This is a genomic window from Mesorhizobium sp. WSM4935 (assembly GCF_029625735.1).
Taxonomy (GTDB): Bacteria; Pseudomonadota; Alphaproteobacteria; order Rhizobiales; family Rhizobiaceae; genus Mesorhizobium.
Genome location: NZ_JARTVR010000010.1, coordinates 112,118 through 137,480, shown reverse-complemented (window position 1 = coordinate 137,480; position 25,363 = coordinate 112,118). Strand labels below are relative to the sequence as shown.

At 64.2% G+C, this 25,363-nt stretch carries 23 protein-coding genes and 1 tRNA gene; 9 read left to right on the top strand and 15 right to left on the bottom strand.

Annotated elements, in window-relative coordinates; translation table 11 throughout:
* Window positions 1-8: 8 nt before the first annotated feature.
* Window positions 9-1,067 (bottom strand): polysaccharide deacetylase family protein, encoded by a 1,059-nt coding sequence (locus P9273_RS22015; protein ID WP_336619401.1) that lies wholly within the window; start codon window positions 1,065-1,067, stop codon window positions 9-11.
* A 91-nt stretch (window positions 1,068-1,158) separates the two neighbouring features.
* On the opposite strand from P9273_RS22015, the gene P9273_RS22010 reads away from it, so the two are divergent.
* Complete coding sequence (locus tag P9273_RS22010) at window positions 1,159-2,388, top strand: GNAT family N-acetyltransferase (protein ID WP_278050782.1); 1,230 nt, start codon at window positions 1,159-1,161, stop codon at window positions 2,386-2,388.
* Window positions 2,389-2,443: 55 nt separating this feature from the next.
* On the opposite strand, the gene P9273_RS22005 is transcribed toward P9273_RS22010, so the two are convergent.
* On the bottom strand, window positions 2,444-4,684 hold the full coding sequence (locus P9273_RS22005; RefSeq protein ID WP_278050781.1) for a GumC family protein: 2,241 nt from the start codon (window positions 4,682-4,684) through the stop codon (window positions 2,444-2,446).
* Between the two features lie 262 nt (window positions 4,685-4,946).
* Here P9273_RS22005 and P9273_RS22000 point away from each other — a divergent pair, with 262 nt between their 5' ends.
* The 5 genes from P9273_RS22000 (at window position 4,947) to P9273_RS21980 (ending at window position 9,682) form a co-directional block, all read left to right on the top strand.
* Window positions 4,947-5,510 carry a polysaccharide biosynthesis/export family protein gene (locus P9273_RS22000; RefSeq protein ID WP_040983193.1) on the top strand — a complete coding sequence of 188 codons (564 nt, stop codon included), beginning with the start codon at window positions 4,947-4,949 and terminating at the stop codon, window positions 5,508-5,510.
* Between the two features lie 10 nt (window positions 5,511-5,520).
* On the top strand, window positions 5,521-6,651 hold the full coding sequence (locus P9273_RS21995; protein WP_278050780.1) for a glycosyltransferase: 1,131 nt from the start codon (window positions 5,521-5,523) through the stop codon (window positions 6,649-6,651).
* A 99-nt stretch (window positions 6,652-6,750) separates the two neighbouring features.
* Window positions 6,751-8,286 carry an undecaprenyl-phosphate glucose phosphotransferase gene (locus P9273_RS21990; protein ID WP_278050779.1) on the top strand — a complete coding sequence of 512 codons (1,536 nt, stop codon included), beginning with the start codon at window positions 6,751-6,753 and terminating at the stop codon, window positions 8,284-8,286.
* Complete coding sequence (locus P9273_RS21985) at window positions 8,283-9,551, top strand: O-antigen ligase family protein (RefSeq protein ID WP_278050778.1); 1,269 nt, start codon at window positions 8,283-8,285, stop codon at window positions 9,549-9,551. The genes P9273_RS21990 and P9273_RS21985 overlap by 4 nt, the downstream gene beginning before the upstream one ends.
* A 54-nt stretch (window positions 9,552-9,605) precedes the next feature.
* Window positions 9,606-9,682, top strand: a tRNA-Pro gene (locus P9273_RS21980).
* A gap of 64 nt (window positions 9,683-9,746) precedes the next feature.
* On the opposite strand, the gene P9273_RS21975 is transcribed toward P9273_RS21980, so the two are convergent.
* Complete coding sequence (locus P9273_RS21975; protein ID WP_278050777.1) at window positions 9,747-10,760, bottom strand: sugar-binding transcriptional regulator; 1,014 nt, start codon at window positions 10,758-10,760, stop codon at window positions 9,747-9,749.
* Window positions 10,761-10,912: 152 nt separating this feature from the next.
* Between P9273_RS21975 and P9273_RS21970 the strand changes: the two genes are divergently transcribed.
* Window positions 10,913-11,698, top strand: a complete 786-nt coding sequence (locus P9273_RS21970) for a hypothetical protein (RefSeq protein ID WP_278050776.1) — start codon at window positions 10,913-10,915, stop codon at window positions 11,696-11,698.
* A gap of 16 nt (window positions 11,699-11,714) precedes the next feature.
* Here the strand turns inward: P9273_RS21970 and ptsP are convergent, their stop codons facing one another.
* The 5 genes from ptsP to P9273_RS21945 are packed head-to-tail and all read right to left on the bottom strand — an operon-like array spanning window position 11,715 to window position 16,433.
* Window positions 11,715-13,700: a phosphoenolpyruvate--protein phosphotransferase gene (gene ptsP, locus P9273_RS21965; protein ID WP_278050775.1), complete on the bottom strand. Its 1,986-nt coding sequence runs from the start codon at window positions 13,698-13,700 to the stop codon at window positions 11,715-11,717.
* A gap of 47 nt (window positions 13,701-13,747) precedes the next feature.
* On the bottom strand, window positions 13,748-14,128 hold the full coding sequence (locus tag P9273_RS21960; protein WP_278050774.1) for a PTS glucitol/sorbitol transporter subunit IIA: 381 nt from the start codon (window positions 14,126-14,128) through the stop codon (window positions 13,748-13,750).
* 26 nt (window positions 14,129-14,154) lie between these two features.
* The gene (gene srlE, locus P9273_RS21955; protein WP_040999896.1) at window positions 14,155-15,159 is read right to left on the bottom strand and encodes a PTS glucitol/sorbitol transporter subunit IIB; all 1,005 of its coding nucleotides are present in this window, start codon (window positions 15,157-15,159) and stop codon (window positions 14,155-14,157) included.
* Window positions 15,160-15,174: 15 nt separating this feature from the next.
* Window positions 15,175-15,942, bottom strand: coding sequence for a PTS glucitol/sorbitol transporter subunit IIC (gene srlA / locus P9273_RS21950; protein ID WP_278050773.1), 768 nt, complete (start codon window positions 15,940-15,942; stop codon window positions 15,175-15,177).
* A 53-nt stretch (window positions 15,943-15,995) separates the two neighbouring features.
* Entirely contained in the window at window positions 15,996-16,433 is a 438-nt protein-coding gene (locus tag P9273_RS21945) for a transcriptional regulator GutM (RefSeq protein ID WP_224509260.1), read from the bottom strand.
* Between the two features lie 189 nt (window positions 16,434-16,622).
* On the opposite strand from P9273_RS21945, the gene P9273_RS21940 reads away from it, so the two are divergent.
* A complete protein-coding gene (locus P9273_RS21940; protein WP_278050772.1) occupies window positions 16,623-17,264 on the top strand; it encodes a hypothetical protein in 642 nt (213 codons plus the stop codon).
* A gap of 80 nt (window positions 17,265-17,344) precedes the next feature.
* Entirely contained in the window at window positions 17,345-18,025 is a 681-nt protein-coding gene (locus P9273_RS21935; RefSeq protein WP_278050771.1) for an HAD family hydrolase, read from the top strand.
* 75 nt (window positions 18,026-18,100) lie between these two features.
* Here P9273_RS21935 and P9273_RS21930 read toward each other — a convergent pair whose 3' ends face one another.
* From P9273_RS21930 to P9273_RS21900, 7 genes are all read right to left on the bottom strand, one after another.
* Window positions 18,101-19,249 carry a DUF930 domain-containing protein gene (locus tag P9273_RS21930; RefSeq protein WP_278050770.1) on the bottom strand — a complete coding sequence of 383 codons (1,149 nt, stop codon included), beginning with the start codon at window positions 19,247-19,249 and terminating at the stop codon, window positions 18,101-18,103.
* 128 nt (window positions 19,250-19,377) lie between these two features.
* Window positions 19,378-20,745 carry a pyruvate dehydrogenase complex dihydrolipoamide acetyltransferase gene (locus P9273_RS21925; RefSeq protein ID WP_278050769.1) on the bottom strand — a complete coding sequence of 456 codons (1,368 nt, stop codon included), beginning with the start codon at window positions 20,743-20,745 and terminating at the stop codon, window positions 19,378-19,380.
* A 3-nt stretch (window positions 20,746-20,748) separates the two neighbouring features.
* Window positions 20,749-21,747 (bottom strand): alpha-ketoacid dehydrogenase subunit beta, encoded by a 999-nt coding sequence (locus tag P9273_RS21920; protein WP_278050855.1) that lies wholly within the window; start codon window positions 21,745-21,747, stop codon window positions 20,749-20,751.
* Complete coding sequence (locus P9273_RS21915) at window positions 21,747-22,775, bottom strand: thiamine pyrophosphate-dependent dehydrogenase E1 component subunit alpha (RefSeq protein ID WP_278050768.1); 1,029 nt, start codon at window positions 22,773-22,775, stop codon at window positions 21,747-21,749. The genes P9273_RS21920 and P9273_RS21915 overlap by 1 nt, the downstream gene beginning before the upstream one ends.
* 2 nt (window positions 22,776-22,777) lie before the next feature.
* Window positions 22,778-24,106 (bottom strand): NAD(P)H-dependent oxidoreductase, encoded by a 1,329-nt coding sequence (locus P9273_RS21910; RefSeq protein WP_278050767.1) that lies wholly within the window; start codon window positions 24,104-24,106, stop codon window positions 22,778-22,780.
* Window positions 24,107-24,363: 257 nt separating this feature from the next.
* The gene (locus P9273_RS21905; RefSeq protein ID WP_278050766.1) at window positions 24,364-24,822 is read right to left on the bottom strand and encodes a YbaK/EbsC family protein; all 459 of its coding nucleotides are present in this window, start codon (window positions 24,820-24,822) and stop codon (window positions 24,364-24,366) included.
* Between the two features lie 153 nt (window positions 24,823-24,975).
* Window positions 24,976-25,242: a helix-turn-helix domain-containing protein gene (locus P9273_RS21900; protein WP_278050765.1), complete on the bottom strand. Its 267-nt coding sequence runs from the start codon at window positions 25,240-25,242 to the stop codon at window positions 24,976-24,978.
* Window positions 25,243-25,363: the final 121 nt, after the last annotated feature.

Here is a 25,363-nt window from a genome sequence, read left to right as displayed (position 1 = left end):
GATGCCGGCTAGACGGTGACCACCATCTTGCCGGCATTGGCGAGCGGCGTCGTGATGCCGGACAGCATCGTGCGGATATGCGCCAGGCTCTGGTATCGGCCGTTGACGGATATGCGCGGCAGCGCGTGCAGGAAGCCGGCATGCTGGGCGCGCAGCACGCCATGCCGCGTGGTTACCGCCGAGGCATAGCCCGCGTCGCGGGCAAAGCCCACCTCGCGGCAGCCGACGGCCCTGGCATAGCCATAGGGGTAAGCCAGATGGCGAGGCTCCTCGCCGAGCTTTTCCCTGAGGATACGCCGGACGTCGCCGATTTCATGGCGGGCGTCGGCTTCGGACAGCCGCTTCAGGTTCCGATGATTGACGGTGTGGGCGCCGATGGTCACCAGCGGGTGGGCGGCCATGGCGCGGAGCTCATCCCAATTCATCAAGGTGCATGGGCGGCCTGCGCCGAATTGATAGCCGTTCGAACGGGCCAGATCGCGCAGTACCGCACCCTGCTCTTCCTCGGAGACCTCCAACGTCAGCCAGGCGTTCAGCCGCGCGACGGCCTGGATTTTCCTGCCTGGTGTCGAGCAATCGATCACCGTCGGCTTGCCCGCCATCGTCAGCATCAGGCGTGAACTGGTGTCGACGATATCCTCGATCACGTCCCACCAGAGTTCGACGGCGCCGTCGATTAGGCCGGGGGCGACGTAAATGGTGATCGGCGCGCCGTGCTTTTCCAACACGGGAAGCGCCTCGGTCATGTTGTCGCGATAGGCATCGTCGGCGGTGATCGTCGCGAACTGGCCGCCTTTGCCGCCCGTCCTGATGCGCTCGATCGCTTCATCAAGGGAAACAAAGGCATATCCCCGCCCCTTCATGTCCGCGATCAACCTGTCGAGGAAGGCGGGAGCGATGTTCAGATGCCGATTGACGCTGTTCGGCTTCTCCGGTGCGGCGGTGACGCGGTGCAGCATCAGGATCGCGCCGATGCCTCCGACGAACGGCCGCGCCAAGGGCGCGAGACCGGAGTAGCGGGCAAGGTTCAACGCCAGTTTCCGGATTGCCTCGCCCCCGTCGATCATTCCTTCACCTTTTGCGCCTAGGCTCAACGAAGCATGACATTCGCCTATGCGAACCCCCAAGTCGGAACCAATACGTCTTAAGGATTGAGGGATGGTTGACGCCGCCGCGTCATTTGACGGCAACCGGGTCGCGGCCAACGAGGTTTCCGCGCGACCGATTGGAGCCTATCCGAGCCGGTGGGCTGCGACCGCAAGCGACGGCGCCGGTCTTGCCGGTTACGTTCAATTCTGCGCTTCGGCGCTGTTCGCGCCGGCGCAAAGCGCATCCTGGGTGAGCAACTGGGCGACAGCAACCGGCGCCGACATGGTTGTCGCCACGCTTGCCTGCGACGGCCGCCCGGCGCTTTCGCTCGCATTGGAAGTGGTACGACGCGGCCCGTTCAAGGTTGCCCGTTTCGCCGGCGGTCGGCACGCCAACGGCAATTTCGCCGCCGCCGATCCGCGTTTCCTGCCCGCCATCGACGCCCTGGCGATCCGCGCAATGCTCAAGGCAATCGCCCGAGCGCGGCCGGACATCGACCTGATCTCGCTGGAAAGGCTGCTGCCCGACCTCGATGGCGTCGCCAATCCGCTTGCCATGCTCCCCGGCTTCCCAAGTCCGAACCTCGCTCTGGCGGTCGATCTCGACGGCGGGTTCGACGCGTTGCTGTCGCGTGCGAGCGGCAAGCGCAAGCGCAAGAAGCACCGCTCGCAGACGCGCAAGTTCGAGGCTGTCGGAACCTTCCGCCGCATCGAGGCCCGCACCCGCAAGGAGGTCGACAGGCTGCTCGATGCCTTCTTCGAGATGAAGGAAGTGCGTTTCGCCAAGATGGGCATCGCCAATGTCTTCGGCGACAGCCACGTACGCGACTTCTTCCGGGCGCTGTTTACCGACGCGCTGTCCGAGGAAAAGCCGCCCTTCCTGCTGCATGGCCTGGAGGTGGCGGGAAAACTGCGCGCCGTCACCGGCTCCAGCCGGTCCGGCAAGCGGCTGATCTGCGAATTCGGCGCCATCGCCGACGACGATCTCGCCTTCACCAGCCCTGGCGATTTCCTGTTCTTCGACAACATCCAGCAAGCCTGCGAGCTTGGCTTCGACGTCTACGACTTCTCGGTTGGCGACGAGCCTTACAAACGGCTCTGGTGCGATATCGAGGTCCGGCATTTCGAGGTGCTTGCGCCGCTGACGCTAAAGGGCCGGGTGCTGGCGACAGCGCTGCGGCAAGGCGCGCGGGCGAAGGCCTTCATCAAGAACAATCCGACGGTCTGGAAATTGACCAAGATGCTGCGCCGCAAGGCTGCCGGACAGGCAGCACCTGCCACAGCCGAGGACGATAACTGATCATCACGCTTCAAACGGACGACGCGGCTTCAGCAGTGTCGCACTTTCGCCATGCTTAGGCGGCCGACCGCTTGCCCGGCACCGGCGTTCCCGGCGGTTCATGGCCGACCGGTGTGACCAGCGTGACGTCCGGATAGCCGTTCTCGATCAGCTTCACCGCGGCCTGCGTCACCTGGTCGTCGGCTTCGAGCATCGACAAGAAGACTTCGGTGCCCTCGCCGACCAGGCGGCTGATGCCGTGAGCATCGGCCGCGCCGCATTCGACCACGACGAGGTCGTAGGCGGTGGTCAGCGACTGCATGATGATGGGCAGCCTGTCGGCGGCGCGCATGGCGCGGACCGGATCGGCGGTGCCGACCGGAATAACATGCGCATCCGAATAGAGATCGGGATGGATGACATCGCTGAACTGCGCTTCGGAAGCGAGCAGATTGGTGATACCCGGGAACAGGCCCGAGTCCAGCATCGGCCGCGACGCAGCACCCGACGCGGTCAGATCGAGCAGCAGCACACGCAGGCCGGCGTCGGATACTTCGCGCGCCACGAGCACGGCGGACGCGGCCGCCTCGTCGCCTTCCGGCGAGACGAAGATCGCGCGCGCGGCGCCAGAGGCAATCAGCTTCTCCGCGGCCTTTTCGACATCGATTTCGCCCAGCCTGGACGGCCTTGGCTCAGGCATCGATTCGCTTGGCTCGGAGGCTTCCACTGCGGTTGCACGATCCTCCGTCGGCCCGCTCTCGGGCGGTGTCGGGAGCTCCGCTTCAGCGATTGAATATCCTGCCGCGCCTTGCTCGTAAGGCCCAAAAGCCCGACCCCCATCATGTTTCTCGGCGACTGTGGGTTCGACCCTGGCCGCAGGCATCGCCACCTGCTCGATATCGGTGAAGCGGGCGCCGGCGGCCGGACGCATGGCGCGACCCGAGAACAGTTCGCCAAGCAGCGTGCCGATCGCCATCAGCAGCAGCGAAGCGGCGGCAGCGGCCCCGGTGATCGGCCCTATCTTCGGAAAATAGGGCTGGGACGGCACCTGGGCGCTCGCAATCAGGCTCGCCGCGACGGGCGAGTATCTGCGATCCTTGCGCGAGACCACCGCATTGTAACTTGCCATATAGGATTCAAGCTGTTGGCGCTGAACGTTCGCGTCGCGCTGCAAGACATCCAACTGCACCTGCTGCTCGCCGGCGCGCGCCGAGGCGGCTTTCAGCGTGTTGACGTCCGCGACCAGTTGGTCCTCGCGGGCCTTGGCCGTCTGAGCCTGGGCCGACAGCCCCCTTATGATCTTCTGAGCCTCGTTGCGGATCTGGCCGTCGAGATCGGCGAGCTGCGACTTCAGCGCCCGGATGCGCGGATGGTTGTCCAGCAGCGTCGTGGAAAGATCGGCAATGTTGGCCCGGAGCTCCACCTGGCGCTCGCGCAGGCGCTGGATCAACTCGGAAGACAGGACTTCCGGCACGCTGTCCAGCGAACCACCGTTCTGCAGCGCCCGGCGCACGCTCTCGGCACTCGCCTCGGCGGCGGCACGGCTGGCGCGCACGCGCGACAACTCGCTCGACAGTTCGGCGAGCTGCTGAGTGGGCAGCACCGCATTGTTGCCGCCCATCAGAAGGTCGGACTGGGCACGGAAAGCCGCGACCTTGGCTTCGGCGTCCTTCACCCGCTTCTGCAGGTCGGCGATTTCCGGCGCCAGGAAGTCGGTGGCCGCGGCGTTCGATTCGAGCTTGGCGTCGCCCTTCGAGGCGATATAGGCGTTGGCGATGCCGTTCGCGATCTCGGCGGCAAGCTTGGGATCCTTCGAGGCGAACTCGATCGCGATCGCGCGCGTCTTTTCAACGGCGTACACGTTGAGCTTGTCGTGCATGGCATTCAGCACGCGCTCTTCCGGGGGAATATCGAAGGGATCGCTTTTCAAGCCGACGAGAACGAGCATGCGCCCGAGCGCCGACATCTTCAACGTTTCGTCGAACTCAGGCAGCTTGTCCAGATTGAGCTTGGTCGCCACCTGCTTGAGGATGTCGGGCGAGGAAATGATCTGGACCTGGGTGGCCACGCCCTGTTCGTCGAGAATCGGCTTTTCGTCGTCGTTGGTGCCTGGCGGCCGGGTGTATTCCGATTCGCGCGTGCCGATCTCCAGCTTGGCCGTCGCCTTATAATAAGGCGTCGCGAGCCAGGCCAAGGCGAAGGCGAGCCCGGTGACCACGAGGGTCACGAGAACAATGCGCAGCCAGTTTCGCGCCAGACTGGCGAAAAGCTGTCTCAGATCGACATCGACATCTGCGGCCGCGGACTGAACGGACATGCATCCTGCTCCGAACTTTGAGTCGAGGATGGACCGTAAACAACTATGGTAACTCACCCGTTAAGATCAGAACGCATGCTTATTAGAGGTCACTCAAAGAAGACTGTTCGAAAGCAATAGAACAATTTGACTTTTTGCCGTTCAACGCGATCCGAACCGCGCTCCTTTACCACCCATTAACCCTAACAGGATGATAACGGTCGCACTTTCCTGGGGTTGTGCCGCGGCTTGCGGCAAGAGCGATGAAGGTTCCTGGCCGGTCATGAAAAGCACTGCTTCCCTCTTTCGCGCTTTGCTTGCCCTGTCGCTGCTCACCGGCTGCTCGAGCTACCGCCCGACACCCGCCGCCTTTCACGAGGTGCTCGACCAGCCCTATCGGCTCGGCGCGGGCGACCGCGTCCGCGTCACGGTGTTCGAGCAGGACGGGTTGACAAACACCTACAGCGTCGACCAGTCCGGCTATCTCTCCTTCCCGCTGGTCGGCGCGGTGCCGGCGCGCGGCCACACCGCGCAGCAGCTGGAAAAGGAGATCGCCGACAAGCTGCGCCAAGGCTATCTGCGCGACCCCGACGTTTCGGTCGAAATCGACCGCTACCGGCCGATCTTCGTGATGGGCGAAGTGGGCGCCGCAGGCCAGTATTCCTATGTGCCGGGACTCACGGTGCAAAAGGCTGTCGCCATTGCCGGCGGTTTCACGCCGCGCGCCAACCAGGAGAGCGTCGACATCACCCGCGACATCAACGGCAAGGTGATGACCGGACGGGTGCTGACATCTGATCCGCTCCTGCCCGGCGACACCGTCTACGTCCGCGAACGCCTGTTCTGAAAAATCCGTCGTGGCGGTGAATCTCAGGATCGTCCACTGCTTTCGCTCACCTGTCGGAGGAATCTTCCGGCACGTGCGCGACCTGACCGAGGCGCAGGTCGCCGCCGGCCATGCGGTGGGAATCGTCTGCGACTCGACGACCGGCGGCGACTATGAGGAGCGGTTCTTCGAGGCGATGAAGGACAGCCTCGCGCTCGGCATCCATCGTACGCCGATGCAGCGCCATGTCGGGCCGGGCGACCTCGCCTCGGCCTGGCGCACCTATAGAATCATCAAGGAATTGCGGCCGGACGTGCTGCATGGGCACGGCGCCAAGGGTGGCGCCTATGCCCGGCTGTTCGGCTCACTGTTGCGGGTGTCAAGGTCTCGCGTTGCCCGCCTTTATTCGCCGCATGGCGGCTCCCTCCACTACGACGAAACGACGGCGACGGGAAAGTTGTTCTTCGGCCTGGAGCGCTTCATGGCGCGCTTCACCGACTGCCTGCTGTTCGTTTCCGACTATGAGCGCAACACCTACCGCCGCAAGGTCGGCGAGCCGCCCATACCCAACATGCTTGTCTATAACGGTCTGCGCGCCGCCGAATTCGAACCCGTGGCGACGGCGGCGAATGCCGCCGATTTTCTCTACATAGGCATGATGCGCGACCTGAAAGGCCCGGATATCTTCATCGATGCCCTGGCCTTGGCCGGCAGCGCGTTGGGCCGTCCGTTGAGCGCCGTCATGGTCGGCGACGGCGACGACCTGCCGCGCTACCATACGCAAGTGGAACGACTCGGCTTGAAGAGGCATGTCCGTTTCCTGCCGCCCATGCCGGCGAGAGAGGCTTTCGCGTTGGCCGGGCTGATCGTCGTGCCGTCGCGCGCGGAGGCGATGCCCTATGTCGTGCTCGAGGCTTTGGCCGCCGGCATGCCCATGATCGCGACCGCGGTTGGCGGCATTCCCGAAATCTTCGGCGACGGCTCCCCTGCCCTGATCCGGCCGGATCCAGCGCAGCTTGCGGGCAAAATGGAAACGGCCCTCGGCGACCGCGGCGCGTACCGGAAGACGATGCCGCAGACGGATGAGCTCAAGGCCCGATTCGGAGCCGACGTGATGGCGGCCGAGATCGAGAAGGCCTATTTCGCCGCGCTGGACAAGTAGGCACGCGGCAGGCCCGACAGCTTCAAAACCACCGGTTGTTTCAAGGCTTTCTTAGCTCTCTTTTGCTATGCAGTTCCGCGAAGCTCGCGGACAGTTCCCATGAATGAGATCGACCCCGCGCACCGCTTTTCCATGGATGCGGTACGCAACTACGACGCTCCCGCCGAGAGCGAAAAGGCCGGCGGCATCAACGACGTGGCGCGCCAGGTCGCCTCGCAATACCGGCGCGATACCATGTCGCCGATCATGGTCAGCGGCGTGCTGCGCATGGTCGAGTTCGCGGTGCTCTTCCTGTCGGGGCTCGGCGTCTATTTCTATTATGTCGGCTTCTTCAACTATCTGGCCTGGCAATATCCGCTCGCGATCGCCGCCACGTCGTTCCTGGCCGTGGTGCTGCTCGACGTAACCGACAGCTACCAGATCGCGGCGCTGATGCGCCCGCTCGCCAATTTCGGCCGGGTGCTGCTTGTCTGGGCCGGCAGCTTCGCGCTGATGGCGTTGACCGCCTTTGCCATCAAGGCGTCGGAAGACTATTCGCGCCTGTTGTTCGGCACCTGGTTCGTGGTCGGCTTCGTAATGATCTTCGGCCTGAGACTCGTGATGTCCAGGCTCATCCGCCGCTGGGCGCGCGACGGCCGCATGGAGCGCCGCGCCCTCATCGTCGGCGGCGGCAAGGCCGCCGAACAGCTGATCCGCTCGGTCGAGAAGCAGCCTTACAACGACATCCGCATTTGCGGCATCTTCGACGACCGCAACGACAAGCGCTCGCCGCCGATCGTCGCCGGCTATCCGAAGCTCGGCACGATCTCGGAGCTCATCGAATTCGCTCGCATCGCGCGCATCGACATGCTGATCGTGTCGCTGCCGCTGACCGCCGAATCGCGCGTCCTGCAGCTTCTGAAGAAACTCTGGGTGCTGCCGGTCGATATCCGGCTCTCGGCGCATTCGAACGCGCTGCAGTTCCGGCCGCGCGCCTACTCCTATATCGGCTCGGTGCCGATGCTCGACATCTTCGACAAGCCGATCAACGACTGGGATTCGGTCGCCAAGCGCGCTTTCGACATCGTCTTCTCGCTTGTCGGCATCATCCTGTTCTCGCCGGTGATGCTCGCCACCGCGATCGCCATCAAGCTCGACAGCAAGGGTCCGGTGCTCTTCAAGCAGAAGCGGCACGGCTTCAACAACGAGATCATCGAGGTCTACAAGTTCCGCTCGATGTATGCCGACCGGTCCGACCCGACCGCCAAGCAGACGGTGACCAAGAACGATCCGCGCGTCACCCGCGTCGGCCGCTTCATCCGCAAGACCTCGATCGACGAGCTGCCGCAGTTCTTCAATTCGCTGCTCGGCTCGCTATCGCTGGTCGGGCCGCGTCCGCACGCCATTGCCGCGCAGTCGCACAACCTGCTCTACAACGAGGTGGTCGACGGCTACTTCGCCCGCCACAAGGTCAAGCCCGGCGTCACCGGCTGGGCGCAGATCAACGGCTGGCGCGGCGAGATGGACACCAACGAAAAGATCCGCATGCGCACTGAATACGACCTTTATTACATCGAGAACTGGTCGATGTTGTTCGACCTGCGCATCCTGTTCCTGACGCCGATCCGCCTGCTCAACACGGAAAACGCCTATTGAGCGCCGTCGCCCATGAGTTGCCGGCGTCGGCGATCAACGCCAAGCTGATTTCGCTGATCGCGTCGGCGGCGATCGGCATCGGCATCCTGCTCTCCGGCTTCGTCATCAGCGAGCCCGCGCCTTACGAAATCTATATGGCCGGGCTGATCGCGGTCTGGGCGCTGTTCGGGCTTCGAATCTCGCGCGCGATCGTGCCCTTGCTGGTGCTTCTGGTGACGATGAACATCGGCGGCATGATCGCCCTGACGCAGATGGCGGATCTCGCCAACACGCCGCTCTATCTCGCCGTCTCCCTGTTTCTGGCTTTCAGCGCGGTGTTCTTCGCCTCCGTGACCTCGGTCCAGCCCAGCCTCTACCGGCTGATCTTCATCGCCTATGTCGCCTCCGCTGTGGCGACGTCGCTGCTCGGCATCGCCGGCTATTTTCATGCCTTTCCCGGCGCGGAAATCTTCACCAAATACGACCGCGCCGCCGGCGCCTTCCAGGACCCCAATGTGTTCGGCCCGTTCCTGGTGCTGCCCGGCACCTACCTGCTCTATCTGCTCCTGACCGGCCCTGTATCGCGTATGCCGCTTCTGGCCGTGCCGCTGCTCATCATCGCCGCCGGCATCTTCTTCTCCTTCTCGCGCGGCGCGTGGGGCATGTTCGCGGTGTCGGCGGTGCTGCTCACTGCGTGCCTGTTCCTGCAGAGCGCCAGCGGCAAGTTCCGGCTGCGGGTCGTGGTTATGACGATCGCGGCCCTGGCGCTGCTGGTCATCGCCTTCCTCATCATCCTGCAACTGCCCGGCGTGTCGGATATGTTCACCCAGCGCGCGCAGCTCGAGCAGAGCTACGATTCGGCGCGACTCGGCCGCTTCGCCCGCTACACGATCGGCTTCCAACTGGCGATGGAGCATCCGTTCGGCATCGGCCCGCTGGTCTTCGGCACGATCTATGGCGAGGACACGCACGACATCTGGCTGAAGGCGCTGATGGATTATGGCTGGCTGGGCTTCGTCTCGTTCCTGACGCTGACCTTATGGACGATCGGCGCCGGCTTCCGCATCCTTTTGCGCGACCGGCCATGGCAGCCCTATCTGCTTTGCGCCTATGTCGCCTATCTCGGCAATATCGGACTCGGGGCCTTCATCGACATCGACCACTGGCGCCATCTCTACCTGCTGCTCGGCCTGGTCTGGGGCGCGATCGCGCTGGAGTACCGGCACCAGCGGGAATTGCGGCTCGCGAGGCCGGTATCCCTCCTTGGGAATTCACCAGCGCGATAGGCACCGAATTCGGTTGACCCGCACCGCCTTATCACGATACATCGCCACCCGGTCCGGAGTGTAGCGCAGCCCGGTAGCGCACTTGACTGGGGGTCAAGGGGTCGTCGGTTCGAATCCGGCCACTCCGACCATTTAAATCCTTGAAATCCCCCGCGAAGGCGGCACGAACGTGCCAGGCGAGCTTATGCCCGCCGATTAGCCCGCATGCGCCGCCAGCATGCGCCGCGCGCTTTCCTCGTCCGTGATCAGGATGGTCGGCGCAATCAGGTTCATGGCGCCGAGCAGCGCGTCGGTCTTCTCCTCACCGCCGGAGGTGAGGATGCGGATCGGCGCCTTGCGCAGGCGGTCGACATCCACCGACATCACGTGGCTGTTGACGGGATGGTCGACCAGATCGCCGTTGCGGTCGTAGAAATGGAACAGGAGGTCGCCGACGGCGCCGCGCGCCAGCAGGGCCTCGCGGTCCGCTTCCTTGAGAAAGCCGCCGCGCGAGAAGGTGGTGGCCGAAGCGATGCCGCCGACGCTGAGCAGCACGGCATCGAGCGCGTCGGCCATCTCGAAGATCTCCTGCAGGCCGCAGCGCTCAACCAGTGCGATCTTGGTCTCGACGCTGTCGACGACGGCCGGCGTCGGCATCAGATAGCCGTCGCCCTGGAAGATCTGGGCAAAGCGCCAGGCGAATTCCGCCGGATTGACACGCCGCGCGATGCCAACGCCGCCAAGCAGCGAAATCACGCTGAAATCGGTGAGCGATTTGGCGCTGATGAAGGGCAAGGTGTTGAACAACGTCACGCCCCAGCCGACGCCGACCCGCATGCCGGATTTCATCGCATCGGACAGGAACATGCCGGTCTTGGCGGCGATCGCCGGGATCGGATCGGCCTTGGGGTCGGAGAGCGGCGCGACCAGTGCCTGCTGCAGGCCGAAGGTCCTTTCCAGCGCGCGCTCCAGCCGCACGATCTCCAAAAGCTCGCTCTCGATGGTGATCTTCACCTCATTGCGCGCCCTCGCCTCCGCCAGCATGCGCACGATAGTGACGCGGCCGACGCCGAGCACGTCGGCGATCTCGTTTTGCGTCATCTGCTCGACGAAATACATCCAGGCGGCGCGGATCCTGAGGCGGTCGGTCCGGCTTTCGCTGACGACCTGCTCCGATGCTTCGGCCGCCGCCCTGCCGTTTTCTGGTTCGCCCTGCCGTCGCCTGCCCAAGTTCCCCTCCAACTGCGGCGATGACACCGCCTCGCCGATTCTGCATGCTGGTTAAATATCGTCTATTGATCTACCAAGCGAGACGAACAATCTAGAGAGGGCGACTGACGCCCCAAGCCGTGAGCGGCTTCAGCATTTCGAGGCGATTGGCGATGCTGCGACAAATCTCCGAGGATGTCCGCGCCAACCTGAAGGACCGGCTTCGGGAACTGCGCGACGCGATCCGCCAAAGCCGTCACGACAGCGCCGGCGGCAGCTCTCACGACATCGCCGGCAATCTGCCGCCCTTTCCGGGCCGCAGCCTGCTCGGTCATGCCGCAAGCGCCGTCGACGAGGCGCTGACGATCGCCGAATCCTTCGTTCCGCATTCCCGGCCGCTCAAGGTCGACGGCACGACCGTGAAAAGCCTGCGGGCCTACTTCCCGCAAGGCGATGAAGACCGGCAGATCGGCGGTGAGCGTCAGTTCAGGCGTGACATGTATTACCTGACCCGGGCGGTTCTCTCCGGCTACGGCATCGACAACCCCCGCGTTCACGAGGCGAGTTTTTCCGCCGTGCATGTCGCGATGCGCAAGCGCCATGCGGATCTTCTGGCTGCCGCGGCGGCGGAAACGGCATCCACGGATCAGGTCGCGGCGGCCTGCGCGGCTCTCCTCCTCGAGTGCCTCAACCACCGCCCGGTCCAGCCTGGCGAAATCGTGGCAGGCCCGGCGATAGCCGGTGACCGGTCTCTCGACATCAGGTGCCTTGCGCCCGTGGTGCTGGCCTGCGGACTGGCGACCAAGGCGGATGGCGGTACGCCCGAGCCCGACATTCTCGAGATAGCGGTGCTGGCGGCCGAGGTGCGGGAGGATCGCATCCGGCAGGCTTGCGCCCATGCCAATGCCGTCCAGGAGCTGACACCGGTTCTCGCCACCCTGCTCGCGCATCTGACGTAACCGCCGACAGCAATCGCTACCGCTCAGTCGCCATTGCAGCGATCGTCTTCTTGGCACGCTGGATCGAGGCCGGGCTCATGCTGAGTTCGGTCAGGCCCATCTTGATGAAGGCCGGGATCAGGTCCGGGCGGCCGGCGGCCTCGCCGCACATGCCCACCATGATGCCGGCGCCGACGCCAGCCTTGGCCGTCAGCTCGATCGCCGACATCACCGCCGGATTGGTGACGTCATTGAGCTTGGCGACTGTTGGGTTGAGGCGGTCGGCGGCCATGATGTACTGCGTCAGGTCGTTGGTGCCGATCGAAAAAAACGCCACTTCCTTCGCCAGCGCCGGCGCGATCAGCACGGCGGCCGGCGTCTCGATCATGACGCCGAGATCGAAATTGGCATGCGGCACGCCTTCGGCCTTCAGTTCAGCCGCGCATTCCGCGACCAAGGCGCGGGTGCGCGTGACCTCGGCAATCTCCGAGACCATCGGAAGCATCACCTTGATGTTGCCATGCACGGCGGCCCTGAGCAGCGCCCGCAACTGACGCTTGAAGATGTCAGGCCGGTCCAGGCACATGCGGATGCCGCGCCAGCCGAGGAAGGGGTTTTCCTCGTCGGGAAATTCGATACCGGCGATCGGCTTGTCGCCGCCGATATCGAGCGTGCGCACGATGACCGAATGCGGCGCAAACGCCTTGGCCAGCGCGCTGTAGGTCTCGGCCTGCATGTCTTCCGACGGCAGATGCATGTGGCGCATGAAGAGCAGCTCGGTTCGGAACAGCCCGACGCCCATGGCGCCGGCTTCCTGTGCCGCCTCGATCTCCTCCAGCGAACCGATATTGGCCGCGACTTCGATCACGGTGCCGTCCGCGCGGGTAGGCGTCACGCTCTTGAATACCTTGAGGCCGGCACGCTCCTGCGCCGCTGCCTCGACACGCCGGGTGAAATCAGCGCGCGTCGCCTGGTTCGGATCGACGATCACATGGCCGGCATTGCCGTCGATCGCCACCTCCCTGGCGGTGCGCAGTTCGTTGATCTTGTCGCCGAGGCCCAGCACGGCCGGGATGCCGTGCGAGCGAGCGATGATGGCGATATGCGAGGTGGCGCCGCCATGGCCGCAGACCACGCCGCCGATGCGCTTCAGCGGCGCGCGCGCCAGGTCCCAGGCGCCGATGTCGTCGGCGATGAGGATCGCGCCTTGCGGTATGGTTTCCAGGCTGACCTCGTCCTGGCCGAGCAGCACCAGGCAGATCTGCCGGCCGACCGCATGGACGTCGTCGGCGCGGGCGTTGAGATAGTGGTCGTCGACAGCGCTGAAATCGGCGGCAATGATGGCCGCGGCCGCAATCACCGCCGAGACCGCATCGTCACCGCCTTTGATCAGCCTTTCGACTTCGCCGGTCAGGCCGTCGTCGGCGGCAATGTCGCGCAAGGCCGCGATGATGCCACGGTCGCCGGCGGAGAGATTGTTCTCGGCAAGCGTGCGGTCCATACGCGCCTGCACGCTGGCGACGGCGCCGCGGAAGCGCTCGAGCTCGCCTTCGATCTCATCGGCCTGCAGGCGCCTGCCCGGTCCCTCGATCTCCGGTGGGAAATGGGCAAAGGCCGGCCCGATCGCCACGCCCTCGCTGGCGGCGACGCCTTTAAGTTTCGGGGTTCCATCCGTCGCTGCGGCGGCGGGCGGCGCGGCCTCGGGAGCGGGCGCCGCGGCTGCGGTTTCCGAGCCAGCTTCACCCGCCTCGTTCTCGTCGTCGAGGCCGGCGCGCGGGTTCTCCAGATAGCCGATCAGTGCCTCGATCGCCTCGATCGCGTCGGCACCGTTGGCGCGCACGGTGACTTCCTGGTTTTCCTTGACCGCCAGGAGCATCAGCTTGACCGAGCTCTTGGCGCTGACCGCCTTGCCGTCCTTGACCAGCTCGACATCGGATTCGAAACCCTTGGCGAGTTTCACGAACCGCGTGGCGGGACGGGCGTGCAAACCTTCGTGCACTCTGACGATGGTCGAGCGTTCCATGGCAATACTCTAGGTTTGGGCGCCGTCGACAGACGGCGCGGATATTATCAGGCGGCGATGGTGATGACAGCGCCCGGTGTCAGGGCAGCCACGAGCGCTCCGGTATCGACCTCGGATGCGCAAACCTCGCCCGGCCTTTCGGCCTCGGATGCTCCATTAAAGGAGATCACGACATGACCCATCTCGCGGACCTTGCTCCAGGCCGTGGAGCCGACCGCCGTTATCGTCGCCGACACCGGTCCGAGCGTGATCGAGGCGCCCGTCGCCGGCGCCTCGTCGCTTGGGCCTTCCTCCGTCTTGTGCAGCACGGAAACTTCGGCCAGTTCGGGAGGCGAGCCATCCGCGAAAAGGATGATCACGCCGCCCTCGGCGAGGTCCGCCACTTCGGGTCCGATGGCTGTGACCCGTGTCTTGAGAAGAACCGACATATGGCGAACCTCGTTTTACCTGTGATTTAGAACACGATCAGGGAGACGACCCATGCGATCAGCACGGAGACCGGGCCCATGATCTGGCGGCTGATGAGCACCGCCGGCACGCCGATTTCGATCGTCTTCGGCTTGGCCTCACCGAGCGCCAGACCGACGGGGACGAAATCGCAACCCACCTGGGTGTTGTAGGCAAACAGCGCCGGCAGAGCCATTGCGGGCGAGATGGTGCCGTTGGCGATCTGCGGGCCGATGATGGCGACGCCGATGACCTGGGCAATGACCGCGCCTGGCCCCAGGATGGGCGACAGGAACGGCAGGCCGCAGATGGCCGAGATGACCAGCAGGCCGACGATGTTGTTGGCCAGCGGACCCATCGGCTGCGCCAGCACGTCGCCGATGCCGGTATAGAGGATCAGGCCGATCAGCATGGTCACGAAGGCCATGAAAGGCAGCACGTTGCGGACAACCTGATCGATGGTGCGGCGGCCGGAGTTGAAGAAGATGCCGACCACGCGGCCCATGACGCGACCGATGGAGCTGATCAGGCCGATAAGCCCGCCTTCGCTCGGCAGCGGCTCGGCAGCCCTGGCAGTGGTGTTGTTGCTTGAACTCATCGATGCTGCTCCCCCCGCAGTGGTGACCGCTTCGGATCCGTCCGCCATTGTGATGTTGGCCGGCTTCACGCCCGAAACGTAGATGTCTTCCGTGATGAACTGGGCGAGCGGACCCGCCTGGCCGACCGGCGTCAGGTTGACGGTCGGGATGCGCTTGCGCGGATAGACGCCGCAGCGCGCTGTGCCGCCGCAGTCGACGACGACGACAGCCATCTCGCTTTCGATCGGCGGCGACTTGAAGCCGTCGACGGCCTCGGCGCCGGTCATGTCGGCGATGAGCTGCGCCACCGGATGAATGCCGCCGCCGGTCACCGACACGACCTTGCTGCGCTGCTCGGTCGGTTCGATGACCAGAGGGCCGCCCCAACCAGTGGAGCCCTTCGATATCTTTACTGCCTTATATGTCTTGGCCATGGTGTCCTCCCGCCCTTAGAGATCGACGCCCTGGCGGCGTGCCATGATGGCCGTGATGCGCTCGGTCAGGATGCCCTTCAGCAGGATCACGACGAGGCCGACGATGGCGTACCAGATCGCCACCTTGACGTGATAGCCGTTGGCGATGACGCCCCGCTTCTCGAGATCGAGCAGCGCGACCAGCATGCCGCCCCAGACGAAATATTCGCCGGGGTTGATATGCGGGAAAAGGCCGAGCGGCGGATGCACGTAGGACACCGCCGCGTCATAGAAGGCAGGCTTGTGCTTTTCTTCCAGGAAGGAGCCGAAGGTATAGGCCATCGGGTTGGTGAGGAAGAACACCGACAGGACCGGCAGCACCGTATAGCGGGTCAGCGCGATGCGACCGGCGCCGCGGGCGAGACCGTGGACGCGTTGCTCGCCGACCAGTTCGGTGACGGCATAGAAGGCGGTCATCAGCACCACCAGCGTCGGGATGATGCCGGTGAGGAAGCCGGCGAACACTTCGCCGCCCTTCTGGAAGATGCCGATAAAATACTTGCCGATCGCGGTCAGCCAGCCGAGCTGCTCTTCCTGCTGCACGTTCTTCAGCTGTTCCTTCAGCTGATCGGCGGTGACCGGCGCATTGTCGGTGGTCGCCTGCGCCAGGACCACGAGATGATCGGTGGCATGCTCGACGCCGAGCTTGCCGTGCCAGGCTGCATCCGAGACCATGGTGCCTGCGACATGCAGGTTATGCACCGCCAGGTCGGCATGCTGCGCCAATAATGTGATTACAGACATTTCTCCTCCTTATGACCCCCGCCGGTCGTTCCCAGCCGGCTGCCGGCGTCCGTTTATGCCCTTGCTACGTTCAAGCCGGACAGGCCCGGCTTCTTCCCCGGCTCCGACCGCGCGCGATCGATCTGCTCGATCGCCCGTTTCACGGCCTCGGCCACACCGGGTTCCCCCTCCCCCATGATCGCAGGGTTGGACCGGAGTCGATCGAGGGGGATGCCCTCGAATTCTTCATGTCGCTTGAACTTGGTCAGCACCGAACGGCCGCTCATGACCATCATGCGGCGCACGATGAGATCCGGCGTCACGACGATCAGCGCAATCGTGCCCTTGGCCAGCCGTCCGCGGAAATTGCCCGCGCCGACGAAACCGTCCTTGAACTCTCCGGTGACACCTTTGAAGACGTCCGAATAATGCCGCATCTGCAGCCAGACACCGAGCGATTGCAGCGCCCAGACAACAAACAGCAGAAGCAGCGCCCACTGCCAGATCGCCATTTCGGTTTCCTCCCGAGTCGCTTTCTCCGGCACATATTGAACGGAGCGGAGACGACCCGAAAGTGAGAACATTTGTTTCCTCGAATGTCAACATGTATTATATTAGCCGCTATACCGCTCCACAGCCGGCTGGCCGATTTCGGCATTGGCGGCCCCTGTGCTAGCCTGTCTTCAAACGGGATATGAGACATGGATCTGCCTTTCAGGCACGAACTCGCGCTTATGCCGGACCTTCGCCACCGGCTGCGGCAGTTGCGCTGGTTTCGCGCCACCTTCCGCAGCAGCGCGAAGGTGGTGTCGGAAACGTTTGGCGTTCGTTTCGAGATCGATGAGGCCAAGCTGACGCGCGCCTTTCTCGACTGGATCGAAGTCATGGAAGCGCAGAAGCGATTCGCCGCGGTCGACCGCGCGGACTTCATCGTCTTCGCCGCCGGGCTGGTGCTGCGCGAGCTGATCCGGCAGGCGCCGGCGCGGGAGGTCTCAGGCCTAGGCGAAATGATCCAGACCGAAGCCAATGCCGGCACGGCGGAAATCGTGCGCTTCTGGCCGGAGGGATTTCTCTATACGAACTATTGCGTGTCGGCGATTCTTGCCGTGCACGAGCAGGAGTTCGGCACGGCGCCCGGCATCGACAAATGCGCCGACGACCTGCGCACCTGGTGGTCCTACCGCGAGAACGCGACGGAAATGCCCGCCTATGCGGTCGCTTTCCTCGACCGGTTCCTCGGCGCCGAGCCCAACTGGATCACCCCCGACCGCGCGCAGTCGCGCCAGGCCATGCAGCGTGCGCTTGGATCCTCGCCAGTCAGCGAGGCGCTGCGCCAGCTTTGAGGCGTTGGGGCCTTACTATTGAACATCTGACTTTTTATCGATAGCGATGTGCGGGTTCGAACCGAGGCCGGGAGTGGCGCGTGGCGCAAGCTAGACTGATGATTTTCGACTGCGACGGCGTTCTCGTCGACAGCGAACCGCTGGCCGCCAAGGCCTATGAGCGCGTTTACGAGAAACACGGCATGCCCGGCGTCCATGGCGGCATCATTGCACAATGCATTGGCATGAAGCAGTCCGACATCATCATGAAGATCAAGGAATTGACCGGCCATCAGTTTCCGCCGGCAGCCGACGGCGACATCTGGGCGGAAACCAAGCTGCTCTTTTCCGAGGAACTGAAACCGACGCCGGGGATCGAACCTTTCCTGAGCGAGCTTGCCGGGAACCGCTGCGTCGCCTCGTCGTCGTCGGTGGAACGCATCAACCACAGCCTGTCGGTGACCGGACTGTCGCGCTTCTTCGGCGAGGCGATCTTTTCCTCCTCGATGGTCAAGAACGGCAAGCCGGCGCCCGACATCTTCCTCCACGCCGCCGAAAAGATGGGCGCGAAGCCGGCCGACTGCATCGTGATCGAAGATTCGCCTTTCGGCATTCAGGGCGCGGTGGCGGCCGGCATGATCGCGATCGGCTATACCGGCGGCGGGCACACTTATCCCGAACACAGCGCGCGGCTGAAGGCAGCCGGCGCGGATTTTGTTTGCGCCGACTGGCACGAAGTCAGCCGAGAGTTAGCCAAGACTGGGCGTGCCGGCCTGAGCTAACTCTTTGTTGGAGCATGATCTTCTCCGAACCGGTTCCCACTTTTGCGTTCGCTGACCTTCGGTTCGGGTGATGCTCTAGCGCAGGCTGGGGAAGCGACGCCGCGTCCACTCACCGGGCGGGACCAATCCCCCAACGCGGAAGTTGAAGGACAGGACCCTCGTCGCGTCGGCGTCGACCTCGCAGCGGAAGCTCAGATCGTACCATTGGGTTGTCGTGCTGAAGGCGGTCTGCGTAGGGTTAAGAACATTGCCCTGCTTCAGCGGAATGGTCGGCAGCCATTTGGGCGAGTAATCGGCGCTTTGCAATTCCTGGTTCAGCACATTAGCGCAAAGATTGGCAACGCGCTGATCGCGCGGCACGTTCTCCATTGAGCTTGTGGCCAGCGCGTTGCCGGTGGCACCCGGCGAGTAAAGCTTTCTGACGCCCGGCAGGCCGGAATAGATCGGCGATCCCGCGACCTCGCTGCCGGCGGGGTTTGATCTTGCCGGGCTCCCGCTTGGCGCTCTCAAAGCCCGTGCGGATTTGAACTTCGTTGCCTTGGAAGCTTTAGGCTTTGCCTTTTCGGCCGGCGCAGGCTTGTCGCCGGCTTGGGCCGCCAAGGGCTTTGGCGCTTCGGCAGCTTGCTTTTCCGCGGTTTGCGGAGCTGCCTCCTGCGTTTCCGGCTGCTGTGTATCGGTCTCCTCGCTTTGTGCGGGTTTTTCCTCCGGCGCGGCGGTTCCCGGTTTCTCTTTAGCCCTATTCGTGTCCGCCTGCTGTTCGGGTGTTGCAGGCGGAGCGGACTGGTTGGGCGCGGGCTGCGATGCCTCAGGCCGCTTCGCGGGTTGATCCTTGGCCGGCGACGGGGCGTTGGCTGGCGCGCTGCCGCCGTCGGGAGATTTCTGCGGGCCGGTATCCTTCTCGCCATACTGAAAGACCCGCTTCAGAACCGGTATGTCCTGCGGTTTCGGCGGCTGCGGAGGCGGTGGCTTTTGCACGGGCTGCTCAGGCGGCTTTTCGGCCTTCTTTTCAGGCGTCGGCTCCGGCGGCTTTGGGACAGGCTTCGGCTTGGGCTGATCGGGCGGCGGCACGATCGCGACGTTGACCGGCTGTTCCTGCTGGTCCGGCTGTTGGTCGGGTCTCGGCAAGCCCAAGAACAAGAACGGTGCGATCAGGGCATGCAGGAACAGCGATGCGGCCAGGGCCCACCGCCAATTCCGAAACCATTCCCGCATCTTGCCGTTCATTGCGCCCGATGTGGAACGAAATAACGGCGGCTTCAAGCACCGGGCCGGCATTCACGCAAGTTGCCGGCCTGACAAGTCGGTGATCAAAGGCGTAAGAACAAGCCGGATCAACAGCCGGCTGGGTCGGCTTACACCAGCATGCCCATCGGGTTTTCGATCATGCGCTTGAAGGCGCCCAGCAGCTCCGCGCCGAGCGCGCCGTCGACGGCACGATGGTCGGTCGAGAGCGTCACCGACATGATCGTTGCAATCTTGATCTCGCCCTTCTTCACCACAGCCCGCTCCTCGCCCGCGCCAACCGCCAGGATCGTCGCATGCGGCGGGTTGATGACGGCGGCAAAGTCCTTGATGCCGAACATGCCGAGATTCGACACCGCCGTCGTGCCGCCCTGATATTCTTCCGGCGTCAGCTTGCGGCTCCTGGCGCGGCTCGCCAAGTCCTTCATCTCGTTGGAGATGGTCGACAGCGTCTTTTCATCCGCTTTGCGGATGATCGGCGTGATCAGGCCGCCGGGGATCGACACCGCAACGCCGACATCGGCGTGCTTGTGCTTGACCATGGCGTTCTCGGTCCAGGAGGCGTTGGCATCCGGCACCGCCATCAGCGCCATGGCCATGGCCTTGATGACCATGTCGTTGACCGAGAGCTTGTAGACCGGAACTTCGCCCTTGTCGGTCTTTCTCATCGGGGCGGCGGCATTCAACTGCGTGCGCAGCGCCAAGAGCGCATCGAGCTCGCAGTCCAGCGTCAAATAGAAATGCGGGATGGTGGACTTTGCCTCGACCAGGCGGCGAGCGATGGTCTTGCGCATGTTGTCATGCGGCACGAGCTCGTAGGAACCTTCGGCGAACAGCTTCAGCACCTGGTCGTCCGACATCGGCTTCGGCGCGGGCACCGGAGCGGACGGGACTTCAACCGCAATCTCGGCGGCCGGCTGGGCAGGGGCGGCCGCGCCTTTCGCGGCGGCTGCGGCTTCAACGTCGGCGCGCACGACGCGGCCGCGCGGACCGCTGCCTTTTATGCCGGCAATCGAAAGACCCGCCTCGCGCGCCAAACGGCGCGCAAGCGGCGTTGCACGCGCGGTCGACGGCGATTGGCTGATCTCCCCACCTGTGGGGGAGATGGCCGGCAGGGCAGAGGGGGGGGCGAAGGAACGAGACGTTGGCGGGACAGCGCCCCCCTCTGTCGGCTGCGCCGACATCTCCCCCACGAGGGGGGAGATTGGCGCCTCACCCTGCTTGGCCTCATAAACCTCGTCGTCGGCATAGATCCATGCGACGGGCTCGCCGACGGGAATGTCGACGCGCTCTTTGCCGGTGACGTTGCGCAGCGTGCCGCTGGCCGGCGCGTCGATCTCCATCGCCGCCTTGTCGGTCTCAATCTCGAAGAGCACGTCGCCCTTCTTGACGTGAGCGCCCTCCTCGGCGAACCAGCGCGAGATCTGGCCGGTCGCCATATCCATGTCGACCTTGGGAAGAATGACTTCGGTCGGCATCGCTCAGCGAACCCCTTTCACGAGGTCGCGGGCGGCGGCTATGATGTCGGGAACCTGCGGCACGGTGGCCTTTTCCAGATCCGGATTGTAGGGGATCGGCGTCTCGGCGCCGCCGAGGCGTACGATCGGCGCGTCAAGATAGTCGAAGGCCTCGCTTTCGGCGACCAGCGCGCTCACTTCCGCGCCGATGCCCAGCGTCTTCACCGCTTCGTAGACGCAGAGCAGGCGCGAGGTCTTCTTCACGCTGTCGATGACGGTCTGCCGGTCGATCGGGCGGATCGTGCGCAGGTCGACCACTTCGATGTCGATGCCCTCGCCTTCGAGCGCGGCCGCGGCATCGAGCGCCTTCTGTACCATGATCGAGGTGGCGACGATGGTGAGATCGCGGCCCTCGCGGCGGGTCTCGGCCTTGCCGATCGGAACGGTGTAGTGGCCTTCCGGCACATGGCCTTTCATCTTGTAGAGGAGCTTGTGCTCGAAGATCATGACCGGGTCCGGATCGGCGATCGCGGCAAGCAGCATGCCCTTGGCATCGTGCGGTGTCGCCGGCTGAATGACCTTGAGGCCGGGCACATGGCCGAGCCAGGCCTCCAGGCTCTGGCTGTGCTGCGCCGCGGCACCGGTGCCGGAACCCGCGGGAAAACGCATGACCACCGGCACCGAGACTTCGCCGCCGAGCATGAAGCGCATCTTGGCCGCCTGGTTGACGATCTGCTCCATGCCTAGCGTGGCGAAATCGGAGAACTGGAATTCGAAGATCGGCCGCATGCCGGTGACGGCCGCCCCCACCGCGACGCCGGCGCCGCCCAGTTCGGAGATCGGCGTGTCGATCACCCGGTCGGTGCCGTAGCGCTCGACCAGATCGCCGGTCACCTGGAAGGCGCCGCCATAGACGCCGATGTCCTCCCCCATCAGGAAGACGCGCTCGTCCATATCCATGGCGATCGCCATGGCTTCCTGGATCGCCTGGGCGTAGCTCAGTTCACGCACCGCGGCGTCCATCACGCATGCTCCGTGTAAACATAATTCTGAAGAGTGGCGATCTCCGGCGCCGGGCTCTCCTTGGCGAACTCGATGCCGTCTGCGATCTCCTTGGCGACCGCGTCGCGGATTGCCTGGATGCCCTGGTCGTCGATGAAGCCGAAATCGCGCAGCTCGGTCTCGAACAGCGTGATCGGATCGCGGTTCGCCATCCAATCCTCGATCTCTTCCTTGGTGCGGTAGCGGTTGCGATCGCTCTTGGAATGGCCGCGATGACGGTAGGTCTTGGATTCGATCAGCGTCGGCCCCTCGCCCGCGCGCGCGCGCTCGACCGCCTTGAAGGACGCCTCGGCCACCTCGGAGAAGATGTTGCCGTTGACGATGACCCCGGGCATCGAATAGGCGGCCGCACGCTCGGCGATGTTCTTCACCGCGGTCGAGCGCGCCGTCGAGGTCGACATGCCGTAGCCGTTGTTCTCGCACACGAAGATCACCGGCAGCTTCCAGATCGCCGCCATGTTCAGCGCCTCGTGGAAGGCGCCTTCATTGTTGGCGCCGTCGCCGAAGAAGGAGACCACCACCTTGCCGGTCTTCATCATCTTGGACGAAAGCGCGGCCCCCACCGCGATCGGAATGCCGCCGGCAACGATGCCGTTGGCGCCGAGATTGCCCTTGGCGACGTCGGCGATGTGCATGGAGCCGCCGCGGCCCTTGCAGTAGCCCGTGGTCTTGCCGAAGAACTCCGCGAACATGCGGCTGACCTCGGCGCCCTTGGCGATGCAATGGCCATGGCCGCGATGCGTCGAGGTGATCTGGTCATCCTCGGCGAGCGGCATGCAGATGCCCATGGCGCTGGCTTCCTGGCCGATCGACAGGTGCATGGTGCCGTGGATGAGGCCGCGCATGTAGCACTCTTCCGCGCCCTCTTCGAAACGGCGGATGAGGTACATCTTATGGAGCACCTGCCTCAGTTGCTCGGGGCTGTACTGGCGATAGACGAAAGGCAGGTTGGCCCGGCTATCCACGACCGCTTTGCTGGCTCCGGCCATGATCACGCCTCCACAGCGCCGTAGACGAGCTTGTCCTGGCGGGCGCGCAGTTCGGCGATCTTCGAACCCGGCGCGGGCGCGGCGTTGGCATAGGTGATGAGCTCGCCCTTTTTGACGGGCGCCGTGACGGAGCCGCCCTGCAGCAGGCCGCAAGGGATGGCGCGCGCCGCATGGGCTTCCGGCGCCGTCATGATCCAGGCGCGATAGCAATATTCGCCGATGGCATCGAGCTTGTCGCCGGGGTTCAGATCCTTCTTGGCGACCGCGCAGACCTCGGCCACGGGCTTCGCCAGCGGCACCATGTCGGCCTTGCCGTAGAGCACGACGCGGGCGCAGGTCAGCGGCACTTCCAGCGACGTTAGGTGATAGGGGCGATGGAAGGTGAAATACGGACCCTTGCCCATCTTCAGGTCTTCCATGCGCTCCGAAATGCGCGGATGCGACATATCGGCCACGACGAAGACGCCAGGCGCCACGCCCTTGCCGATCGAATAGTCGACGACACCGACCTTCGACAGCACGCCGCCGTCCTTCTCGGGCACCAACACCTTCGACAATTCGCCGAGCGTCGCGGACGGACCGTGCATGCCGGGCTTGTCGGGAACGAGCCCGGTCGCGTTGGCGATCGCCGCCATCTCGACCATGGTCTTCGAACCGTCGACGAACTCGACCAGCATGCGCACATTCATATGCCGGCGGTTCGCCTCCTCCTCATAGTCCGGAGGCGTGGCGTCGATGTTAAGCGGGTTGTTCTTGCCCTTGCCGGCGGCAACGATCGGGTGGCCCATGGCGGAGACGAACTCGATCAGCTCCATGCAGGAAGACGGCTCGTCGCCGGCGCCCAGCGAATAGGTCACGCCAAGGCGGTCGGCTTCGCTCTTAAGATAGGCGCCGATGGTGACGTCCGCCTCGACATTCATCATCACCAGATGCTTGCCGTGCTCCATGGCGCGCAGACCGATCTCGGCGCCGACGGCCGGAACGCCGGTCGCGTCGATGACGACGTCGATCAGCTCGTTGCCGATGATCAGGCTGGAGTCGTTGGTTACGGCGATCTTACCGGCCTCCATGACCGACGTCATCGCCGAGGCGTTCGACACTTCCCGCGCGTGCCCGGTTTCCTGGAAGGCGATGTCGACGGCCTTGCTGGCCGCGGGAAGGTTCAATTCGGAGATGGCGCCGATCTCGATACCGGACATATGGGCGACACGGGTGACGATATCGGTGCCCATTTCACCGGAACCGATCAGGCCGATGCGGATGGGCTTGCCGGACCTGGCTCGTTCCTCGAGATCGTGGGCAAGGCCCGTCAACGAAATATTGGACGCCATACCGTGTATTCCTCCCATATCGCATGCTGTTCGGTTGCTTGACGGGTATTGAACATATGTATTCCTGTCAAGACTAATGTCCACAATTTGGCCATCGATCGACTCTTTTCGGGGTGGTCGGGGCGCAACGGCTAAACGCGTCGACGGCGAGCCCCCTGTACCGAGCCAAATGGAAAACGAGCGCTCGCGACCGGGCGCCGCTCAAGGCGCGCGGCGGCCCTTTCGCGGGCCGCGAAAGGATATCTAGGCGGCAATTGTTACTGGCAAACGTCGACCCAAACGGCGCCGACCAGATCGGCCATGCGCTGGGGCGTGATGCGCACTGCGGCATTGGTGGCGCCGGCGGCGGGAACGACTTCATCGAAGGGCTTGAGCGACAGGTCGCAATAAATCGGCAGCGGCGCCGGCAGGCCGAACGGGCAGACGCCGCCCGGCGGATGACTGGTGACGGCCAGCACCTCCTCGCCGCCGAGCATGCGAGGCTTGCCGCCCATCCTGTCCTTGAATTTGCGATTGTCGAGCCGCGCGATGCCACTGGTCACGACCAGCATGGTCTCTTCTCCGACGCGCAAGCAGATCGTCTTGGCGATCTGCGCCGGCGTGACGCCATGCGCCTCCGCCGCCAGCGCGACAGTGGCCGAGCTCGCCTGGGTGACGACGACCTCCACGTCCGGCGCGCGCTCGGCAAAGAAGGCGCGAACCGATTCCAAGCTCATGATGAACCCCTCGTCAAGTTTGTCGAACAGCGGCGGTCGGCGAATCGCATGATGCGGCCGATCTTGGCAAGAGCCAGCGCCTATGCGTGCAGGCACTAAAAAGCCCACCGGGCGAAATCCCGGCGGGCTTTTCGGTGGACGCTTTTTGCGTCTCTATTGCTGGATAGGCCGGTTCTCTTCGGCCGGCACTTTGATCAATTCATCTTCCGGCATCTGCAGCGCCGAAGCGATGCGGCGGAGCTTGGCGGGGTCGGCGTCCTTGCCGTCCTCGATGTCGACGATCTCGCCCACGGCCAGGCCGCAGGTCAAAGAAAGCTCCTCGATCGTATATCCCCTCGTTTCGCGAGCGGCTTTCAACGGGTTGAGGCCGGACGCGGCAATGACGTCGTTCGAAACAGTGTTTCGTGCGGTGTTGGGCATGGCAACTCCTTGAGATGAAACAGGGTCTGATGAAATGGTGTTGCCTGAGACGGGCGGGAGAATGCTCGTTAACACATGATTTGCCAAGAGCACCGATGCGGCGTCACGCCATCGTGAAGCG

Excerpts from the sequence above, each read along its gene's own strand:
- P9273_RS21945 (WP_224509260.1), bottom strand. The coding sequence starts at position 16,433 with ATGGCGATCTGGCAGTGGGCGCTGCTTCTGCTGTTTGTTGTCTGGGCG.
- P9273_RS21920 (WP_278050855.1), bottom strand. The coding sequence starts at position 21,747 with ATGGACGCCGCGGTGCGTGAACTGAGCTACGCCCAGGCGATCCAGGAA.
- P9273_RS22000 (WP_040983193.1), top strand. The coding sequence starts at position 4,947 with ATGAAAAGCACTGCTTCCCTCTTTCGCGCTTTGCTTGCCCTGTCGCTG.
- srlE (WP_040999896.1), bottom strand. The coding sequence starts at position 15,159 with ATGGCCAAGACATATAAGGCAGTAAAGATATCGAAGGGCTCCACTGGT.
- P9273_RS21960 (WP_278050774.1), bottom strand. The coding sequence starts at position 14,128 with ATGTCGGTTCTTCTCAAGACACGGGTCACAGCCATCGGACCCGAAGTG.
- P9273_RS21930 (WP_278050770.1), bottom strand. The coding sequence starts at position 19,249 with ATGAACGGCAAGATGCGGGAATGGTTTCGGAATTGGCGGTGGGCCCTG.
- P9273_RS21925 (WP_278050769.1), bottom strand. The coding sequence starts at position 20,745 with ATGCCGACCGAAGTCATTCTTCCCAAGGTCGACATGGATATGGCGACC.
- P9273_RS21915 (WP_278050768.1), bottom strand. The coding sequence starts at position 22,775 with ATGGCCGGAGCCAGCAAAGCGGTCGTGGATAGCCGGGCCAACCTGCCT.
- P9273_RS21990 (WP_278050779.1), top strand. The coding sequence starts at position 6,751 with ATGAATGAGATCGACCCCGCGCACCGCTTTTCCATGGATGCGGTACGC.
- P9273_RS21940 (WP_278050772.1), top strand. The coding sequence starts at position 16,623 with ATGGATCTGCCTTTCAGGCACGAACTCGCGCTTATGCCGGACCTTCGC.
- srlA (WP_278050773.1), bottom strand. The coding sequence starts at position 15,942 with ATGTCTGTAATCACATTATTGGCGCAGCATGCCGACCTGGCGGTGCAT.
- P9273_RS21970 (WP_278050776.1), top strand. The coding sequence starts at position 10,913 with ATGCTGCGACAAATCTCCGAGGATGTCCGCGCCAACCTGAAGGACCGG.
- ptsP (WP_278050775.1), bottom strand. The coding sequence starts at position 13,700 with ATGGAACGCTCGACCATCGTCAGAGTGCACGAAGGTTTGCACGCCCGT.
- P9273_RS21900 (WP_278050765.1), bottom strand. The coding sequence starts at position 25,242 with ATGCCCAACACCGCACGAAACACTGTTTCGAACGACGTCATTGCCGCG.
- P9273_RS22005 (WP_278050781.1), bottom strand. The coding sequence starts at position 4,684 with ATGTCCGTTCAGTCCGCGGCCGCAGATGTCGATGTCGATCTGAGACAG.
- P9273_RS22010 (WP_278050782.1), top strand. The coding sequence starts at position 1,159 with ATGGTTGACGCCGCCGCGTCATTTGACGGCAACCGGGTCGCGGCCAAC.
- P9273_RS21905 (WP_278050766.1), bottom strand. The coding sequence starts at position 24,822 with ATGAGCTTGGAATCGGTTCGCGCCTTCTTTGCCGAGCGCGCGCCGGAC.
- P9273_RS21910 (WP_278050767.1), bottom strand. The coding sequence starts at position 24,106 with ATGGCGTCCAATATTTCGTTGACGGGCCTTGCCCACGATCTCGAGGAA.
- P9273_RS22015 (WP_336619401.1), bottom strand. The coding sequence starts at position 1,067 with ATGATCGACGGGGGCGAGGCAATCCGGAAACTGGCGTTGAACCTTGCC.